Annotated in this window: 16 protein-coding genes; 2 read left to right on the forward strand and 14 right to left on the reverse strand. The window is 54.4% G+C overall.

What is annotated here, in order from left to right; translation table 11 throughout:
* Positions 1-167 precede the first annotated feature (167 nt).
* The 3 genes from ABD796_RS07725 to ABD796_RS07735 all read right to left on the reverse strand — a co-directional run bounded on the left by ABD796_RS07725 (position 168) and on the right by ABD796_RS07735 (position 5,608).
* The gene (locus ABD796_RS07725; RefSeq protein WP_344905434.1) at positions 168-1,736 is read right to left on the reverse strand and encodes a type 2 periplasmic-binding domain-containing protein; all 1,569 of its coding nucleotides are present in this window, start codon (positions 1,734-1,736) and stop codon (positions 168-170) included.
* A 228-nt stretch (positions 1,737-1,964) separates the two neighbouring features.
* On the reverse strand, positions 1,965-4,196 hold the full coding sequence (locus ABD796_RS07730; protein WP_344905437.1) for a helix-turn-helix domain-containing protein: 2,232 nt from the start codon (positions 4,194-4,196) through the stop codon (positions 1,965-1,967).
* A 260-nt stretch (positions 4,197-4,456) separates the two neighbouring features.
* On the reverse strand, positions 4,457-5,608 hold the full coding sequence (locus ABD796_RS07735) for a metallophosphoesterase (protein WP_344905440.1): 1,152 nt from the start codon (positions 5,606-5,608) through the stop codon (positions 4,457-4,459).
* Between the two features lie 247 nt (positions 5,609-5,855).
* Here ABD796_RS07735 and ABD796_RS07740 point away from each other — a divergent pair, with 247 nt between their 5' ends.
* Positions 5,856-6,944, forward strand: a complete 1,089-nt coding sequence (locus ABD796_RS07740; RefSeq protein WP_344905443.1) for an acyltransferase family protein — start codon at positions 5,856-5,858, stop codon at positions 6,942-6,944.
* Positions 6,945-7,071: 127 nt separating this feature from the next.
* Here the strand turns inward: ABD796_RS07740 and ABD796_RS07745 are convergent, their stop codons facing one another.
* From ABD796_RS07745 to ABD796_RS07755, 3 genes are all read right to left on the reverse strand, one after another.
* Positions 7,072-8,526: a SulP family inorganic anion transporter gene (locus ABD796_RS07745; protein WP_344905446.1), complete on the reverse strand. Its 1,455-nt coding sequence runs from the start codon at positions 8,524-8,526 to the stop codon at positions 7,072-7,074.
* A gap of 207 nt (positions 8,527-8,733) precedes the next feature.
* Positions 8,734-9,675: a Gfo/Idh/MocA family protein gene (locus tag ABD796_RS07750; RefSeq protein WP_344905449.1), complete on the reverse strand. Its 942-nt coding sequence runs from the start codon at positions 9,673-9,675 to the stop codon at positions 8,734-8,736.
* On the reverse strand, positions 9,672-10,979 hold the full coding sequence (locus ABD796_RS07755; RefSeq protein WP_344905451.1) for an MFS transporter: 1,308 nt from the start codon (positions 10,977-10,979) through the stop codon (positions 9,672-9,674). Before ABD796_RS07755 ends, ABD796_RS07750 begins: the two co-directional genes overlap by 4 nt.
* A gap of 136 nt (positions 10,980-11,115) precedes the next feature.
* Here ABD796_RS07755 and ABD796_RS07760 point away from each other — a divergent pair, with 136 nt between their 5' ends.
* On the forward strand, positions 11,116-11,661 hold the full coding sequence (locus tag ABD796_RS07760) for a hypothetical protein (protein WP_344905453.1): 546 nt from the start codon (positions 11,116-11,118) through the stop codon (positions 11,659-11,661).
* 56 nt (positions 11,662-11,717) lie between these two features.
* Here ABD796_RS07760 and ABD796_RS07765 read toward each other — a convergent pair whose 3' ends face one another.
* The 8 genes from ABD796_RS07765 to ABD796_RS07800 all read right to left on the reverse strand — a co-directional run bounded on the left by ABD796_RS07765 (position 11,718) and on the right by ABD796_RS07800 (position 19,244).
* A complete protein-coding gene (locus tag ABD796_RS07765; protein ID WP_344905455.1) occupies positions 11,718-12,731 on the reverse strand; it encodes an aldo/keto reductase in 1,014 nt (337 codons plus the stop codon).
* Between the two features lie 57 nt (positions 12,732-12,788).
* Positions 12,789-14,159: a two-component system sensor histidine kinase NtrB gene (locus ABD796_RS07770; protein WP_344905457.1), complete on the reverse strand. Its 1,371-nt coding sequence runs from the start codon at positions 14,157-14,159 to the stop codon at positions 12,789-12,791.
* A gap of 241 nt (positions 14,160-14,400) precedes the next feature.
* The gene (locus tag ABD796_RS07775) at positions 14,401-16,008 is read right to left on the reverse strand and encodes an anti-sigma-I factor RsgI family protein (RefSeq protein ID WP_344905460.1); all 1,608 of its coding nucleotides are present in this window, start codon (positions 16,006-16,008) and stop codon (positions 14,401-14,403) included.
* 6 nt (positions 16,009-16,014) lie between these two features.
* A complete protein-coding gene (gene sigI / locus ABD796_RS07780) occupies positions 16,015-16,809 on the reverse strand; it encodes an RNA polymerase sigma factor SigI (RefSeq protein WP_344905463.1) in 795 nt (264 codons plus the stop codon).
* Between the two features lie 206 nt (positions 16,810-17,015).
* Positions 17,016-17,450: a hypothetical protein gene (locus ABD796_RS07785; protein ID WP_344905466.1), complete on the reverse strand. Its 435-nt coding sequence runs from the start codon at positions 17,448-17,450 to the stop codon at positions 17,016-17,018.
* A gap of 221 nt (positions 17,451-17,671) precedes the next feature.
* Positions 17,672-18,055, reverse strand: a complete 384-nt coding sequence (gcvH, locus tag ABD796_RS07790) for a glycine cleavage system protein GcvH (RefSeq protein WP_344905469.1) — start codon at positions 18,053-18,055, stop codon at positions 17,672-17,674.
* A gap of 68 nt (positions 18,056-18,123) precedes the next feature.
* The gene (locus ABD796_RS07795; protein ID WP_344906289.1) at positions 18,124-18,579 is read right to left on the reverse strand and encodes a redoxin domain-containing protein; all 456 of its coding nucleotides are present in this window, start codon (positions 18,577-18,579) and stop codon (positions 18,124-18,126) included.
* Positions 18,580-18,695: 116 nt separating this feature from the next.
* On the reverse strand, positions 18,696-19,244 hold the full coding sequence (locus ABD796_RS07800) for a peroxiredoxin (protein ID WP_344905472.1): 549 nt from the start codon (positions 19,242-19,244) through the stop codon (positions 18,696-18,698).
* Between the last annotated feature and the right edge of the window lie 93 nt (positions 19,245-19,337).

Here is a 19,337-nt window from a genome sequence, read left to right on the forward strand (position 1 = left end):
TCCAAACCGTACGCCAGTTTCGGGATGCGTCGCCCTTTGGGACGCGAGTGTCCGGGCGTGCTGCGCCTGCTGAAACCAAAGCGGTCACATCCTCTGCTTTATAATGGAGTGCGCGGTCCCGGGACGACGCTGTCGTCACGTCGCCCCGGCCGCTGTGCTGCCGATTGTTACTTTTTCATCGCCTTGTAAGCGATATTGGCCGCTTCGGTCACATCGTCGCCGCCTTCTTTTTTCCACTGCGCTACGAAGTCGTCGAAGCCTTTATCCAGATCAACCTGGCCGAGAATAAACTTCAGGAAAAATTCATTCTGCATCTTGCTGAGGTTCGGATGCTCGGCCTTCGGCTTCGTTTCCGGCGGGTACTGATTGATCGTAACCTTCTGTCCCTTCGTCCATTTCTCGCGCAGAGCGAGCTGCTCCTGGCTGTACGAATATTTATCCATCAGCGGAGACTTGCCGCGGAAGAACGAATAGAACGTTCCCGCCCCCAATATGCTTCCGCGCTTGGCATCATCGTTCATATCCGGATTGATCATGGTCGGCACTCCGTTCTTGCTCTCCCAATCTACGCCCTTCTCGCCGTAGGAGGTATACAAATAAACCTCTTCGTCCGTAGCGAGCGCTTCCAAAATCTGCAAGATTTTGATGCGTTTCTTCTCATCCTTCTCGACCTGAACGCCCATGGAGAACGGCTGCTGCTTGATGCCTTGGGCAAGTCCGACGCCCGGTCCGTTCGGTCCCGACAAGATCGGACCGACAACGATGTCGGTGTCCGGATTTTTGGCTTTGAAATCGATAGTCAGCGCCCCGGTTCCCGGCAAGTAATGGCTCCACAGCCCTCCGTCAATATAGCCGTAACGCCCGTTGGCCCAGTTTTGCTTGCGCTTGGCATCGTCCTCCGTAACGAATTCCGGATCGATGACGCCGTCCTTGTACCATTTGCTCAACAGCTTGAACGCCTGACGCGACTCTTCCGTAACCATGCCAAAGCGCAGGTTGCCGTCCTTATCCGGCGTCCATTGGAACGGATTGACTCCGAACGCGCCGAATACCGAATTGAACCAATAGTTGCCGTTCTGGTCCTTGCCCCGCGCGCTCAGGCCGTACGTATCTTTCTTCCCGTTGCCGTCCGGATCGTTGTTGCGGAACTTATACATGACATCCTCGAACTCCTGAATCGTCTTCGGCGGCTCATTGTAGCCGACTGCCTTCAACCATTTGCCGTTGTATGCCGGCAGGAAAGGGGTGGCTCCCAACAAATACAAATGCGGAACGCCGTAATTCTTTCCATCAATCGTACTGATCGACCAAACATTCGGCTCCAGCTCCAGGGCCGCTTGCGTATATTTCGGCATATACTTTTTGATTTCGTCGACCTTGACCTCAGCCAATACGCCGAGCTTTTGCAGCGTTTGTACGTTCAGGCCGCCTTCATAAAGGAACACGTCGGGAATTTCCCCCGCGGCGATCTTGACGTTGAACTGGCTCGCCCAGTTGGACCGGTCGAACTTCATGTTCTTGAACTTCACGTTAAACTTTTTCTCTAAATATTGCTGTACTTTCGTGTTGTTGTCGTTCGGCGGATACAGACCGGCCCATGAAATCTCGATCGGACTTTCCTGCTTTGCGGCAGGCGCCGCTTCTTTCGGACCCGTATCCGTGGGTTTCGCGGAACAGCCGGCAGCTATGACGGCCAATGCCACCGCAAGCGCAGGCCACTTTTTCATCGTGATCATTCGTTCAGCCCCTTTATTTGAAATGTACGATCAACCGCATCTTACCCAATATATCGCCCGGATCACAATTGCATTTTTATTGAATTACGGTTACTTTCTTTGAAAACGCTTTATAACTTCTCGAACGGCGCGCCCGCAAAGATAATACACCTTCGATCCCGCCTTCGGAAAACAAAAAAGGTGAACTGCGGCTTGTTGCGCAGCACACCTGTTTGCACCCATTGGCCGTTACCCCTCCACAGCGAGCAGCCCGCTATCGCCCGGCCGGGAATTGCGGTATTGCGTCGGGGTGACGCCATACGCTTCCTTGAACTTGCGGCAAAAATATTGGATGTTGCGATACCCGACCGCCGCGGCGATTTCCGTCACCGACATCGTTCCGCCGGTCAACAACTCTGCGGCCTTCTTGATCCTGGCGCCGGTCAAATATTCCGAGAAGGATACATGCAAAATTTCGCCGAACAGCGACGAAATATACGAAGCCGATAAGGCAGCCTGCCGAGACAAAATATCGAGGGAAATGTCCTCGTCCAGATGGGCGTCGATATACGCCTTCAGCCGATGGATCACCGCGGAATGAGGATTGTCGCTGCGCGAGCGTAAGTGCTCGGCGATGTGCAGGCTGATTTCCCGCAACCACTCGAGTGTTTCGTCGATCGTGCTTTTCCGGTAACGTTCCAGCAAATCCGAGCTGGATATGACCGCTTCATGCAGATCCAGATCGATAATCACCTCGGACAACCGGGACACGAGCTGCACCAGCTCGAATTCGACGATTTCGATCTGCAGCGGCGTCCGTTCGACCAATCCGGCAAATTCGTTGATAAAGCGCTCAAGCGCCTCGACATTCCCCGCCCGCAGCGCGTTCTGGTACTGATCGTAAGGCATTTTGTCCTGCATCCCCTGCCGCCGGGCGATATCTTCGTACGCAATCATCCGGGTCCCACCGAACAGAAACGTATATTTCAATGCCTGCAGAGCCTGCTTGAAGGAGTGGTGAATATCCGCCTCCGCCGTGACGATCGTGCCGAGTCCAACGCTGAACGCCAGTTCGTGGTTGAGGGCCGAATCGAATTCAGCCAAGTGCGCTTGCACTTGGGCCAGACCTTCGCTCGCTTCCTCCTGGTACACATAAAACAAAAAAGCCAAGTCCTTGCCATTCAAAGCGACATAATCGCAAGCATGCGCTTTCGGCCACCATTCGTAGCAGCGCTGGAACTCGTCGCTGGAGCCGCGTTCCGTCCGTACGACGGCGACGACGCAATGCGAATCGCCATGCAGCAATCCTGCCCCTTTCGAAGCGTCGGGGTTTCCGTGCAGCAGATCGTAGAGCCGCCTCGTCTTCATCTGGTAGATCAAATTCCGGTCCAGTGTCTGGAGCGCGTTGTCGATCATTTTATATTCGTTGCTCGTCTGCGGCAGCATCTGGCCGTGCTGCTTGCGAATATAGGCCACTATTTTTTTGACCGGCAAATAAAACCGCTGCGACACGACCAGAGCTATGAGCACGCCCAAAGCCAGGAGCGCAATGCAGCCCCGTATAATATCGAGCTTGAACGCATTCGCCGACAGGAAGAAGGCGTTCATCGGCTTCTTGACGACATACGTCCAGCCGACCGAGGAGAACGACTCCGGCAAGTAGGAAACGACCTCGCGGTTCGCTTTGCCTTTCTTGATCTCGAAGCCGGCAGCCGGTTCCGTCGAGTAACGCTGAATGGCCTTGACGGCGGCTTCTTCGTTCGGGAGGCTGCCCAGAAGAAGCTGCTGGTTCGGCCCGATCACCGTAAGCGTTTCCAGCTGTGGCGCGAGCATGTTTTTGAGCGTGCTCTCCAAATAGTCCATGTCGACGTCAACGTACATATACCCTTTAACCTGTTCGCCGACAGCCCGCTGCGGCAGCGTGGACACATACGTGAGCACCCGGCGCAGTTCCGCATCCTGCCCCTCGTCGGTAGCCCCGGACATTCGGAAAAACCATTGCTGCACCGGCACGTTCCGGATGCCGTCCAGAAACGTCTGGTCCGGGGAGCGCTCGGGCGATTCGTAAAAATAGTTGGAATCGACAATAATGTTGTCCTTCAAATAATAAAACGTTATATTTTGCGTTCCTGGATTGGCGAGAGAAGCCAGCTTCAAATGCTGATTGAACGTCATGATGATATAGCTGTTGTCACGGTAAGGATAATCGAGCAGGTAAGCGATTTCCTTCAGCATCTCGGGCATGACCGTAGCCATCAGTTTGTATGTGTCCTCGAATTTGGGCAAAAATTGTTTTTCCGTATAGTCGCGGATGCTTTCCAGGCTTCTGCTGCTGCTTTGCGACATTTCCTTGACGACCGTCTGGTTCGCCCTCGTGTAGAGAATGCCCCCGAACAACCCGATCATGACGACGGCCAACAAGATGTAGGACATCAGAAGCCGGACCAGGTAGCTGTTCTTGTATTTTGCCATTACCCCCATAGGTCGCCCTCCTTTGATGGATACGCTTTCAGAACTGCAGACGTTCCCTTATTTTAAAGGATCGAAGGCGATCTGGCTATTATATTTTCTTTGAATCTTGTTCACTATCGTCGAGCGCCTTGCCGCAGAGCCTTTGTCGCAGTGTTATGACAAGCCAAAAGAACCTTCAAAAGGCAGCGCATTCGCGAGTCGGACCGGAGGGACGAGCAAGCGGCCCCGCCCGTAAGCGAAGCCGCTTGCTTTTTCCCAAACACTTCGTTCTATCCTTCCCGTCCGAACGTAACCCGAATGTCCAGCACTTCCGAACGGCTGCCGATGCGTATCGGCGGTCCCCAGAAACCGAAGCCCGAGGAAACGATCACATGCATCGCCTCCTTGCGCAGATACCCCCAGTCCAGCTCGAACATCCTTCGCGTGATCAGGTGTCCCGGCATCAGCTGACCGCGGTGCGTATGGCCGGATAGCATCAGATCGGCTCCGGCGGCTGCAGCGGTGCCGAAATCCCGCGGCTGGTGATCCAAAAGCACGACCGGCACAACCGGGTCCGTTCCCTTCAGCAGTTCGGCTACGCTCAGGCGTCCGCTCTTGTCGACCCGGGCCACGGCAGCGTCCTTGCGGCCTGCCACGTAGAAGGAATCTTCCACGAGCACGACCTCGTCAAGAAGCACCCGAATGCCGATTGCCTTCATCCGCTCCACATATTCGTCGATATGACCGCCGATATATTCGTGATTGCCGAGCGAAGCGTATACGCCAAGCGGCGCAGACAGCCGGCCCAGCACTTCGCCCATGCGCTCTCGCACGAACGGCTCGATGCTGTCGTCCAGCACATCGCCCGGCAGCAGCACCAGATCCGGCTGCAAGGCTTGCACCCGCTCCACCAGCCGGGCCAGATGCGGCTTGCCGATGGTCGTGCCGAGATGCAGATCCGAGGCGACCGCAATGCGCAGCTCCTTGCGCGGCCCCGCTTCCTTGTCGATGCGGATATCGTACCGACGGACGACCGGGCTCCATGCATTGCGCGAGCCGATCGCCAGCACCAGCGCAATCAGCAGTACGACGATCCAGCCGACGATGGAAACAGCAGCCGATGTCTCCATGCCGCTCCAGCGGAGCAGCGCTACCGCCACATCCGCAATAGGGAGCGAAAGCAGCGCGTACATACAAATGCCGAGTCCGTAAGTGCCGATCAGCTTGACGGCCGAATAAACCGGATACGGCAGTATGCGGCGCAGCAGCATGGCCGCCAAATAGCCGTAAGCGAGCAGCGCCCAAACGGTCGTGAATGCCCAACCCGTCGATGGGCCGAATACCGTGTTCCAAAACACGCGGCCGTTCCAGCCGATATATAGCGTAATCGCCACATACAACAGCAGAAATCCAAAAATGATCGAAATCATGCGATTTTTCATGATGCTCCGTCCCCTGTCCGATAAGTGCTGCCTGTCTTATTTTCGCACATAACGGATCGGAATGCCATCATCGCCGCGCTTCGTCGTTTTGAAGAGTCATTCCTCGCCTTTTGCATTCCTCGTTCGTTTTAAGCTGATTTTAAGCTTGTATTAAGCTTCCTTTCAGCAACCGTTCACGTATGGGTCATGTTCACCTGTCATAATGCTCAAGTCAACCGTTATCCGAGTAAAGGGGGCCAAGACCCGAATGAATCCTTCCGCGAACAAACGCATGATTCAGGCTTCGCGCGGGATCGCCGTTTTCCTCGTGATGCTGTTCCATGCCGCCCAGACCGGCTTGCACTACTTCGATACGGACTTTCTCGGCATTAGCCGGATGGGCCGTTCGGGCGCTTATACGTTTTTTTTCGTGCTTACCGGTTATTTGATGACGGCAATCTACGGCAAACACCGGGGCGACGTCTCCATGTTCGGGACGTTTCTATTGAAGCGGCTTGCGCGCATTTATCCGCTGTACATTCTCATTATGGCGGCTGTCGTTCCGGTCTTTATCCTTATGCCGTCGTTCGGGGTCGGCTTCGAGCGGGAGCCCTCGGCGATCGTCGGATCACTTCTGCTGTGGCCGCAGGCTAACGGACCTATTTTGCCGGTGGCGTGGTCGTTGAGCTACATCGTCATGTTTTATCTCGCCTTCTCCCTCTGCTTCCTGCTGAAGGAAAAGGTGCTTGTCGCTATCGGCTCGTCCTGGATCACGATCATCGCGCTGAATGCGGCCGGATGGATCGTCATTAAGCAAAGCGCAGCGATCCAGTTTCTGTTCAACCCGATTCATCTGGAGTTTTTCGTCGGCGTCGCGGTCGCCGTGGCCGTTAAGCGCCGCAAATGGTCGCACGACGGCTGGTGGATGGCCGCCGGGACGGCGCTGTTCGTCCTGCTCTGGATCGTCCGTCATGAATGGCCGGATTTTCTCCAAGTGGACATGGCCCATACGGTTCCCTCGGCTCTGCTGTTGCTCGGCATCGTAACATGGAGAGGGCCGCAGCCCAAGCTGCTGAAGCCGCTCGCCGCGATGGGCGACGCCTCTTATTCGATCCTGCTCGTCAGTCTTCCCGCCATGTCCGTCACCTTCAAGCTGGCCCGAACGGCCCATGTTCCCGACTGGGCGGGCGCCAGCATGACGATTACGGTCTGCTTCCTGCTTGCGCTCGGATTGTGCCTGCTGTTCTACCGATGGATCGAGCGGCCGTTGAACGAGCTTATTCGCAAGCGATTTACGTCCGGCCAACGCGCCGTTCAACCGGGGACGAAGCGGCCTTTTGCGCGGCCTAACCGTTAAAGTCGCAGAACCTTATCCAGACGGAAGCCTGACTTGTGCGGACGCAATCTCCGGGAAATCCAGCTGCATCCATGGAATGCAAACAGCCCCTCTTTTCGGTGGGGCTGCTTACGTTTCCATTTTTCCGTCAATGTCCCGAAGGGGCAGCCAAACCAGCCTGATCGATCAGCCGTCGGCTTTCTTCGTTAAGGCCTGCAACCGTAACCCGTTTGCCTAACTGCCTGTACTTCTGCGTCGCTTTGGCGATGGCGGTCACGGCGGAATGATCCCATACGTGGGAAGCTGCGAAATCGATCACCACCTCATCCGGGTCGCCGCGGTAATCGAACAGCTCCGCGAAAGGAGCCATCGTACCAAAGAACAGCTGCCCGGATATTGCATAACGCTTCGTTCCGTCCGGCTCCATAACCGCATAGGCTTTAATGGTAGCCGATCTCCAGCCGAAAATTAGCGAGCTCAGCACCACGCCGGTCAATACGCCGATCGCCAAGTCCGAAGTGACAACGACGACCGCCACCGTCATCACCATGACGAGCGCGTCGCTGCGAGGCGTCCTCGCCAAATTCCGCAGCGAGCTCCAGTCGAACGTGCTGAACGATACCATGAACATAACGCCAACGAGCGCAGCCATCGGAATTTGCTTGACGACAGGGCCAAGCGCAAGAATAAGGAGCAGCAGGAATACGCCGGACACGAAGGTGGACAGGCGCGTACGTCCGCCCGATTTCACATTGATTACCGTCTGACCGATCATCGCGCAGCCAGCCATTCCGCCGAACAAGCCGGACAGTACGTTGGCAATGCCTTGCCCGCGTATCTCCTTATTCTTGTCGCTGCGCGTCTCCGTCATTTCATCTACGATCGTTGCCGTCATCAGCGACTCGGTGATGCCCACGACTGCCAGCGCAAGCGAATGCGGCAATATATGCCAGAACGCCTGCAGCGTTACCTCGATATCCGGCAGATGGAAAAAAGGCAGCGCCTGCGTCAGCTCGCCCATGTCGCCTACCGTGCGCACATCGAGCTTCATGCCGATGGAGATCGCCGTCATGACCACGATAGCGACAAGCGCGGACGGAACGGCCCGGGTCAGCAGCGGGAACAAATAGACGATAAGCAGTGTGACGATCAGAAGCACATACATTTGCATATTTGCCCCGCGGAAGTTCGGAAACTGCGCCATAAAAATAATGATCGCCAGCGCATTCACGAAGCCGGTCACGACCGAATGCGGAATAAATGTAATAAACCTGCCGAACTTCAGCACGCCCATCCCGTATTGAATGACGCCGGTCAAGATCGAAGCCGCGAACAAATATTCGATGCCGTACTTCGCCACGATCGGTCCCATCAGCGAAGCCATCGCGCCGGTCGCCGCCGAAATCATGCCCATACGTCCTCCGGTGAAGGAAATCGTCACGGCGATCACGAAGGACGCGTACAAACCGACCATCGGGTCAACTCCCGCCAGAATAGAGAAAGCGATCGCCTCCGGAATGAGCGCGATCGCCACCGTCATGCCCGACAAGACGTCCCTGCGCGGATTGGACAGCCACGCCTGCTTCCATGTTTGAACGTTCAACCTTTCCTTTCATCTCCTGTTCTCTTGCGTAATCGTGGCCTTCCACTCTCAGAAAGGCCGGGGCCGATGTGTTCAAGCATTTATTATACACAATCCGGAACCGGCCTTCTATGAAAAGTTCATATCGTTAATCGACTCTGCTGCTGCGGCCACGAAAGCTTCGTTTGCGCTATGGTTTCCCGTACAAAGTCAGATCCTTAAGCCCGACTATTTCGCCGGGCTTTCGCTTAACGATGCAAGCCGCTCTACGAGACGGTGGGTGTCCATCACCAAGTCCGCGCGTATGCTGCAATGCTCGGGACGATCCAATGAATCGAGGAAATGATTCACGATTCCCGCGAAGCCCCGCCGCTCGGCGATCGTCTCCCAGCTGCCGAACCGGCGTGCCCGTTCCCCTGTCTGCCCGTCCCGGAACAGACCGGATTCCAGGTTCACGATCTCCGCCGAGCGTCCGCCCCCGTGCAGCTCCAGCTTCTCCATATCGCTGCCGCTGCGACGGTTCATGCTGAACAGCGAGGACGCTCGTCCGAATCGCAGGCTGCCGGACGCGTGCAGCAGTCGACCGGTCTCATCCTGCTCGCACAGCCAATCCGTCAGCTCGTAAGGCTTGGCCCCAAGCCATAGAAGCAGATCGATCATATGAATCATATCGTCGTACATCGTTTCTTTTGCCGACAGCTGCTGCTGCCGCGTACGGTGCTTCTGCGCCATACACAGATCGAAGCCGCCCACTTCATCCAGCCAGTGCTTCGCCTCCACATACAACGGCGCAAATCTGCGGTTGAAGCCGACAGCCAGCAGTCGTCCGCTTTGGGCAGCCCGCTCCGTCATCAGCTCCGATTCCTGCAGCTTATAGGACAACGGCTTGTCCACATACACATGCACCCCGCGGTCGAGACAAGCCATCACGATCTCCGCATGCGTCGTTGTCGGACTATGCACGAATACGGCATCCGCCTTAAAGTCCAGCAATTCGTCCAGACTCGTCGTCCGCCCGGCGATCCGGTATGCTTCGCCGATCCGGTCCACCGTCTCCCGCGAGCGGCTCATGACCGCAACCAGCTCGATGCGGGGGTGATGGGCAACCACCGGTAAATACGCTTTGGCGGCAATATCTCCAAGACCGATCATGGCAACTCGTTTCCTCATCCTTCTCTCCTCCATTCTGTCGCTCCTCTCTTGCGGGGGAATCCCAGCTTGCGATCCAACAGCACGGCGGAGCCGATGACCGCCGCCACGATCAGCAGCATCGTGCCAACCGCAAGCGAGATGCCGAACAGCGACACCCATTGGGGCATGCCCGCCGTGAAACGATACAGCGCACCGCCCAGCAACGGGCCGAGGAAGCCGGCCATCCCCGTCAAGGCGTAAAACACGGCGATAAACACCGGCCGTTCGGCTTTCGGCGTATCGCCGACCACAAAATTGAACATAAGCTGGTTGAAGCCTCCCGTACCGACGCCAACCAGAATATGCACGAGCAGCAGCACGCCGATTGCCGGCAGGGCCGACAGCAGGCCCCAGCCCATACAGGAAGCGGCTATGACCGGCAGTGTCCAGAAGAGCAGCTTCCTTGAGCTGTATCTGGCGTTCAGGTTGCCCCACATGTAGTAGCCAAACATCATGGCGACGTTCTGCGTCATGGTGGCGATGGCGATCCACTTGTAGCCGAGCTGCATAATATTGAGCATGACATAGTTGAAGAACGGAACGGATATCCCTTGCAGGAACAGCCATAAGGCGATGAACAGCATCGATTTCAGAAAAGCTTTGTTCCGGAACGGAACGGCCAGCATCGCCCTCGTTCCGCTCTGCTCCGATTTTTCGAACGGGTGATTCGGGTATTGAAAAAAGAAAAAGATATCGATGACGACGCATACCGCGGCCACCGCGTACAAAACGTGGAAGCCTTGCGGCTCGGGCAGCCGGTCCAGCAGTTGACCGAACACGAGAATCGCGATGCAGCCGCCCGCCCATAATATCGTGTTGCGGATGCCAAAGTAACGTCCTCTTACTTGCGCAGGCACCATATCGGCGATTAGCGACGTCCAGAACACCGCGCCGATCGCCTGCCCGACGAAGGCCAGCATACAGACGACAATGTAAGCGCCTACTCCGTACTCCTTGGGAAGCAGCAGCGGAGCGACGCCTGCCAGCACCCATAGGATGCGGTGAGCGCCGCAGAGCATCGTAAATAGCAGCTTCCGGTTCGAATAGCGCTGGATGAGCAAGGCCCCAATGATTTGCAGCGTATTGGCTAGGCTCGGTATGGCCAGCACGATTCCGACCTGGAAGGAAGAAGCCCCCAGGTAAAGCAAATAGCCCGTGACGAAAGGTCCCCCGAGCAATTGAAAAAGGAGTATGGACGGTATGCCCTCCAGAATGGCGGCAAGCATGCCGCGGCGGTAGGAGGAAGGCTTGCGGCCGCGTCGACGGCGGCGGAATAGCTCCATGGTGTCAGCCTCGCTTTATTTTGTACAAATTCCAGCCTCAATGCCAGCAACTGCATCTTCAAAGGCACTCGCCCATATGCTATAATAAATAGCGTATTTTGCCGAAAGTTCGACTCGATATGGGGGAACCTGATTCATGAAAAACAAATGGTTATTGGCACTAGGAATAGTAGTTTTCGGCGCGTTTTTCATTGCCAGCATTGTTCAGGAATCGCCCATGCTGCTCTACATCGCCAGCGCAATCCCTATCTTTATCGTCCCTTTTCTTCCCGATTTTAAAACGAACCAGCGGCTGCGTTCCCAACGCAAAGGCGTAAACATTGTGAAGCTTACCGGAAAAACCGGAGAGCCCGAATGGCTGGTCGTCTCTTTCAAGCCCGGCACGGTATATTGGAACCGCAAGAAGCTGATTATTTCTTACAAAGAAGCGCCTACCGTCCAAACGGTGGATGCTGACGACTATACGGCCGCTCTTACCGTATTGAATTACGATATGAGCATTCGCAGAAAACCGGGACGCATCGATGTTTCGCTTCCCAACCTGTCGCAACGGATAACGGGCATGCCGTTCACGGTTCATGAAGTCAACCGGCTCGTCATCGCGCTCGCCGACTTTACCGAATCCGAGCCGACCAATGCCCCGCCTCCCGTCGCTTCGCGCAACGTGGAACTGCATGCCTGATGCTTGACACTGCAAAGCCCGCCTTTCCCGGCGGGCTTCTTTCTATTGGCAGTGTGCTAGAAGCTGGCCGCCGTGCGCTGAATGACGGATTGCATCGGCAGCTGGTACGGACATTGCTTCTGGCAAAGAGGAGTCTCCTTGCACGGCTCGTAATCCGCGCAGGCGAGGATTTTCTCCCGGTGCTTCTCGTAAAATCCGTCGCCCTTGGCCAGCAAACCCATCTGCTGGCGAACGACGCTGGAAATCATCACGTCCGGAATCGGAATGCCGATCGGGCACGAACAATAGTTGCAGCGCCGGCAATTGTGCGTGCTTAGCTGCTGAGCCATCTGTTCGAGCTCCAGACGCTCCGCTTCCTCGACCTCCCGCTCCATCGCCGCGATGTTTTGCTTGACCTCGTCGACGCTAACCATGCCCGAAATGATGACATGGACGTCCTGGCTGTACGGATAGCGGATGGCCTTGTCCACCGGGCGAATAAAGCCGCCTGACAAAGGCTTCATCGCCACCCGTGCCATATCGCGGCGAACCATCTCGGGAATCAGCTCGTTGAGCGCGAACGGCTGAGCCAGGTTCAGATGAAACAGCACCTGCTCGAACTGGTCCTTCTGAATCCATTTGGCGATTAGCTCCGGCCGGTGACCGGTAATGCCGATATGACGTACCTTGCCGGCTTCCTTCGCCTCCACTGCCGCTCGGTATGCTCCGTCCTCCTCCATCGCGGCTTTAAATTCATGCACGTAATTGACATAGTGAATTTGCAGCAAATCGATGACGTCGGTTTTCAGCCGCGTCAAGCTGCGTTCGATGTCTTCCTTGGCGGAAGCGTAATCCCGTTTGTTCGTTTTAGTAGCCAGAAAAAACTCGTCTCGCCTGTGCGAGATGCTTTCCCCGATAATCTCTTCGCTATTCCGGTAAGCCGCAGCGGTATCGATGTAATTGATACCGTTGTCCAGAGCGTAATTCAAGGCGTCCCGCGCTTGCTCTAGAGGAACTCCCGGCAAATTCATAGCCCCGAACCCAAGCGAGGACACCTGAAATCCGATTTTGCCGAATGCCCGATATCTCATCTCTCGTTCTCCTTCACTTGGCACATTGTCAATCTTCTTTTATTGTATCATACCGCGTCAGCACAGCGGCAGCGTTATTTTAAAACGGGTGCCAAGCCCGATATCGCTGTCGACCTGAATATGCCCGCCATGATTTTTAATAATCCGATAGCAAACCGCCAATCCTAATCCCGTTCCGTCCAATTTGGTCGTAAAAAACGGATCGAACAGCTTCGATTGCGTATGAAAATCCATGCCCGAGCCATTGTCCTGAACGGATATGATTACCTGCGAAGCTTGTCCGGTTGCCGAAATGCGGATCATGCCTCGCTCTTGGCAAACCGTCCCGCCGATGGCATCCAGCGCATTCTGGATGATGTTGAGCAGCGCCTGCTTCATCTGTTTCGTATCCACGCAGACGGTTAATGCCGGGTCGATCTCCGCCAGCTCGATATCGCAGCCTTTGAGAATCGCCTCGCTCTCGAACAGCAGCTTGACCTCCTTCAGCAGAGGAGCGACGTGAATATCCTGCTTGTCCGGCGTAGACGGCTTGGACGAATTTAAAAACTCGTAAATAATCTCGTTGGCGCGATCGATCTCGTCAATAACGATTTTGGCGTATTCCTCCTTGCCGAGCTGAACCAGGTGAGGGCGAAGCAGTTGGATAAAACCGCGGATGGATGTAAGCGGGTTGCGAATTTCGTGGGCAATGGCGGCGGCGATTTTGCCGAGCATGGCCAGCTTGTCGTTCTGGTAAGCGGACTGCTCGATTTTTTTGAATTCGGTAACGTCCTTCACACTGATCAGAATGTCGCCGTCCAGCTCTTCGCCATACGTCGCTGTGACCAGGTAATGGCGGCCGTTCTCGTCGATGACCTCCTGAAAGCGAAGCCGGTACAAAAACATTTCCCGGTGCAGCTTGATAACCAGCTTGCGGAACGGTCGGGACAGTCCCGTATACGAGGCCAGTCCGGGAACGTCAAGTCCGACGAGCGATTTTCGCGGAACGCCCAGAAATCGTCCCATCAACACGTTGACGAAGGAAACGAACCCTTCGCTGTTAAATAAGACAATCCCGCAATCCATATGTTGTAAAACGTTTTCATATTTGCTGGCGACGGCCTGAAACGAGCTGTGCGTTTTGGCAAGCGTGCTTCGCAGCTCTTCGAGCACCCGCTCCTTGTTCGGAATATGCTGCGCTTTGAATCGGTAATGGGCCAGCAGCTCCATCAGAAACACGAACGATAGCCGGTAGCAGCGCAGCGCTTCCTCCGGATCGACGCTGGCCGTAATCGTATGTATGCTCTGCTCGTGCAGCAGGATGATTTCTTCCGGTTCGATCGTCTGCAGCGCCTCCAGAAGCGATGTGCCCAAGTGGTGGGAACCGCTGCTGCCATATTCGAAATATTGGGTCAGGGCCCGCAAATACTGCTTTCTTAACTCGGACATATGCACACCTCTTATCGGAATGTGTAGCGGCTGGTCGGATGTACCCCTTCCGAACTACCAGTAATCATAGAGTTATTTGCCAACTCCGTCAATCGCAAATAAGGGCTAATAAATGGGAATAATGTCGAAAAAAAGAAAAGCGTACTGCAGCCCCTCCAACTTGGGAACTACCGTACGCTTCCTTGCAAGATACGACAAATTTTGCTAATGCAAAGTCCGGGCCGACCGGTGAGGCAAGCTTTTACCGGCGACTTTTTTCCTCTTTGTCCGAATCGCTCTTCTTATTGTCGTCCGTCTTCTTCTTGTCGTCTTGCTTTTTCTTTTCTTCTTCCTGCTTCTTTTTATCTAGCTCCTGCTGTTTTTTTTTCTCCTCTTCTTGCTTCTTTTTCGCTTCTTCCAGCTTCTTTTTCTCTTCCTCTTGCTTCTTCTTCGCCTCTTCCTGCTTCTTCTTCTCTTCCTCTTGCTTCTTCTTCTCGTCGTCTTTCGAGGTTACAGGTTTTAGAGGCGTTTGACCGGTCCAGCTCGGACGGTCGCCTATCGGTTTAAACCCCGCGTTCCCGTCTCCGCCGCGGTCGTTCTTATCGTTCTTGCTGTCCGTTTTACCGTCGGGTTTGTTATCCGTTTTGTTATCAGTCTTGTTGTCTGTCTTGTTGTCTGTTTTGCTGTCGGTCTTGCTGTCATTCTTGTTGTCCGTTTTGTTGTCGGTTTTGCCACCGTTTTTGGTATCCGTCTTGTTGTCGGTTTTGCCGTCAGACTTGTTGTCCGTTTTACCGGTATTTTTGGAATCCGTCTTGTTGTCGGTTTTGCCGCTGTTCTTGTTGTCGGTTTTGCTATCCGTCTTGCCGTTGTTCCCGGTATTCCGGTCGTTTTTGTCATTCTTATCATTCTTGTCGTTCTTCTCATCCGTTTTCGTAGAGGAAGTGATCGATGGTCTTGTAGATATTTTTTTATCGTCATTCTTGTTTTTATCGTCATTCTTGTTTTTATCGTTCTTCTCTTTGACCTTGGCGTCGAGCTCGCCCGTTCTTTCCTGTTCCAGCAAGCGCGACAGCGCATCTTTTTTGGGAACTTCTCCGGAATTGATCAGCTTGCTCAAGCCGCCAGCCTGCTGGGCGATTTTGTGCACGGAATCGTCCTTGAGGGTGTTCAGGTCAATATCGTTTCCATTGTCCTTGGCGCTCAAATAAACCGCATATTTACCCGCGGAAACCCCCTTGGTGAGAGCTTCCTCGCGTATGGTCGGCGGGGTAACGAAGGAGGTGACCTGAATGTTTGAAGAAGTCAGCGGATGCTTCGTTTCGATATGTTTCGCAACGGTGTCCTTGACGATCTGCCCGAGGTTGCTTTCGTCTATTTTCGCTTCCTCGTACACTTTGGTGCTGGAGATGATGACATCCCCTTCTTCCTGATTCAGATACCCCTTTTGCTCAACTTGATTCATAACCGCTTCAGTAGCCACATTCAGCGGTTTGCCTTTCACCTGGAGGCCGGACAGCAGCTTGATGCCGTCATCATTTAGTCCCCTCGCTTCTTGCACCTCGTTATCCTGGTCGATGCCGAACTCTACGCTCGGATTAATGTCCAGCGTCACGTAAGCCACGATCGGCTTGACCCCTTCCAGATTGCTCCCCAGACCGGTAAACAAAACGATACAGAAGAGGACTGCGGCGCTTAAAGCAAATACGGCGGATAAAACAGGTCTCTTCAGGCGATAGGGAGGAGTGGAGAACAAAACTTCTTCTCCAACTTGGCATGCACGCCCCATACGGGGAACTTTCTTGAACTGACCGTCCGGTGTAAGTACAACCAGATCCGCCTCGGTCATTTCCATAACGACGCCTTTATGCATGCTCTCTCACCCCTCTCCTTCATCTGCTTCCGGAATGTTCAAATAGTGCTTCAAATACGGATAAGGCCCGCTATGAATCAGAGCGACGGCAATAATAAACTTGCGGTTGCGCTCCAGCGTTTTCCGGGATACTTTGACTTGGTCCAGCAATTCCTTGATCGGCAGCATGCGCTTGGTCGAAATGATGGACATCATCGTTTCGTCGCGCGCCAAAATACCCCCGATCTTAAATAAAGCTTCTCGCGAATCGCTGTGCTTGGGAGAAGCCTCGACCAAATCGTTGAACGAAATCCCGAAATCCTGCAAACTACGGTTGAAGTCCACAATCTCGTTTCGGCGTTCTTCAATTGTCTTTTCTTTCTCGTACTGTTCAATCGCCTGGTGGACTTCCACAGGATTGACAATACTGTCTTCATCATCCTCCACTTCGAAGGAACTGTAAGGAATTTGCCCGGTGAAACGGGACTCCTTGCGGATATGATCGATCAGACGCCGGCGTATGACCGTTTCGGAGAAACTCAAAAACGATCTTCCCGATTCCGGCGAAAACTGATTGATGGCTTCATTAAAGGCTCCGAGCGCAATGCTGAATTCGTCGTCCCGAGCCGGGTCGATGTACCGTTTGCAAAAACGGCTCGTCACTTTGGCCACGTAAGGCTGATAATCGGTAATGAACTGATTGCGCAGCCGAATGTTGCCTTCCTGTATTTGCAGCACTTTGCGTTCGGGTGTATCCGGAATAGCGGAAGAGTCGTGAGACTGGCGTTTTCCGAGAAATTTCTTGAATAAGACCAACAGCAAACGTTCCACCCCACACTTACATGTTTCGAGTCATCCCCAACAGATAGGGGGGTCTACCAGACCCGATTCTAGTTATTATACCACACAATTTTGGCCCATTAACAAACCTGCCTCATTCGCCCGGGCAGACTGGCTCGCAGCGCACCGAATATGCCAACCGGACGATTAAAAAAGCGCCCCTCCGTCAAGGAGGGACGCTTACGACGTTAGCCTTTACGGTTGCCGGCGGAGAACGCTTTTTTATGCATTTTGTTACGGCGTTCGTTTAACACCGTTAACCGTTTCTTCAATTGCATTTCCCACTCCGTGTCCTGCAGGCGTTTGGCAACCGACAGCAGGTCCAGAGCCGTATCGATCTGGTTTCGCACAACATCGGACGGGTCCTCCGACTCGAGATTGACGCAGTTTTCGTACAAGCCGGCCCCGGCCTTGTCGTCCACGTAATCTTGAAAATCGACCTCGGGAGCACCGTCGCCATGAGCGTACTCGGCCAGAATTTCGTATTCGCTTTCCACCATATAATGAACTTCGACGCGATGGCAAACCGGGCAAAACAGCAGGGGGACATTATGAATATGCGTCCCGATATGCCGCAGCGTACCTTTCGTGCCGATCATGCTGGCTCCGCAACAAAAGCTCATCGCCATGCATCCTCCTTCCGCGGTCGTCGACCTTTTCGCGAATTGCCTCTTCATTTTCTTCTAAGAACGTATTCGCCCTTGACCATGAAAATTCCTCTTCACGATTTCGGCCATTATCAGGAAACCTTCCTTTCGCCTAAAGCAAAAAACGCGAAGGCGCTCGGTCCGTTCCCGGACGATGCCTTCGCGTATGGCCGTAAGACTCGGGAAGGCCGAAAGCCTTATCCTTGTCCGTACGTTTCTTTGTATTTATCGGCGCTCCACAGCTTGTCCAGCTCGGCCGCATCATCCAATTCAACCACGATCATCCAGCCTTCGCCGTACGGCGATTTGTTGACATGCTCGGGGGAATCCTCCAGGCCGCCGTTCACTTCCACCACTTTGCCCGTTACCGGGGAGTACAACTCCGATACCGTCTTGACGGATTCGACGCTGCCGAATGGCTCGCCGTATTCGACCGTGTCGCCTGCCTTCGGCAGTTCGACGAAGACGATGTCTCCCAATTCGCTTTGGGCAAAATCGGTAATGCCGATCGTGACGCGGCTTCCTTCAGTCCTCGCCCATTCATGCTCTTCACTGTACTTCAGCTCTGCTGGTACATTCATTGGCTAATTCCTCCCGATATATGCGGTCTTGTCCGACAGTGGCGCTGCCGTTAGCTTGGGGCGGGCGGTTAGGCCTGCTCCTTGGGTCCCAAAATTTTATGAAGCCGTTGCTCGACCATGCCGATCGCCTTCTCGCCGGCGCCAAAAAAGCGCATTTGCCCTTCGGCATCGAACAAGTAGTAAGCGGGCACAAATTCGTTCTGATACGAATCGGTAACCGCATGATCGTTGTCGATCGCAATCGGATGCTGCATCTCGTATTGCTTGATGGTCGCTCTGACCGTTTCCAGATCGGTATCTTTCTCCGAGCGGGGCATATGAATGCCGACGATCTGCAAGTTGTATTGTTCCTTGAACTTGTCTCTCCATTCATTCAGCAAAGGCAAGCTTTCCTTGCACATGTAGCAGCTGACGGCCCAGAAGTGAACGAGTACGGGCCGGCCCTGCAATGCGGCCTTGTCTACCTCCCCGTTTACCCACTCCGTTACGCCTTGAAATTCCGGCATTTGTTCCCGCAAACGCATTGGCATGAACATTCACCTCTCTTCTTCGGATCGGGCTTGTACGAAGCCCGTATTGCACAAAATCCCCCTGCCTGCACAAGTGCAGACAAGGGGGATCGCTTATCGCCGTTCCCGTCTTACTTGGCGGTCAAAGTTTTTTGACCCGGTTTCCAGTTGGCCGGGCACAAGCCGCCGGATTGGAGAGCTTGCAGCACGCGGATCGTTTCTTCCACGCTGCGGCCCACGTCCAGATGGTTGACCACTTGATATTTCAATTCGCCTTCCGGATCGATGATGAACAATCCGCGCAAAGCGACGCCTTCTTCTTCGATCAGAATGCCATAGTCGCGGGCAACCGACTTCGTGTAGTCGGCAGCGAGCGGGTAGTTCAGACGGCCCAGGCCGTTGGAATCGCGCGGCGTGTTGATCCAAGCGCGGTGGGAATGCTTGCTGTCCGTGCTGGCGCCCAAAATCTCAGCGTCCAGGTCTTGGAATTGCTCGTATGCATCGCTCATCGCGATAATTTCCGTCGGGCATACAAAGGTAAAGTCGAGCGGGTAGAAGAACAGAACCAGCCATTTGCCTTTGTAGTCGTTCAGAGATACCTTACCGAATTCTTCACCGTTGCCAAGCGCAGTTTCCATTTCGAAATAAGGCGCTTTTTTACCTACCAAACGTTCTGCCATGAGTGCTGCCTCCTTATAGGGGTTGGAATCCTAGGGTCGATAATGCGGCGAATACGGCTGCGCGGCTTCACCCGTCTATCAACGCGGATAGGA

Origin of the sequence: Paenibacillus hodogayensis (assembly GCF_039536325.1) — a bacterium.
Classification (GTDB): Bacteria; Bacillota; Bacilli; order Paenibacillales; family NBRC-103111; genus Paenibacillus_AB; species Paenibacillus_AB hodogayensis.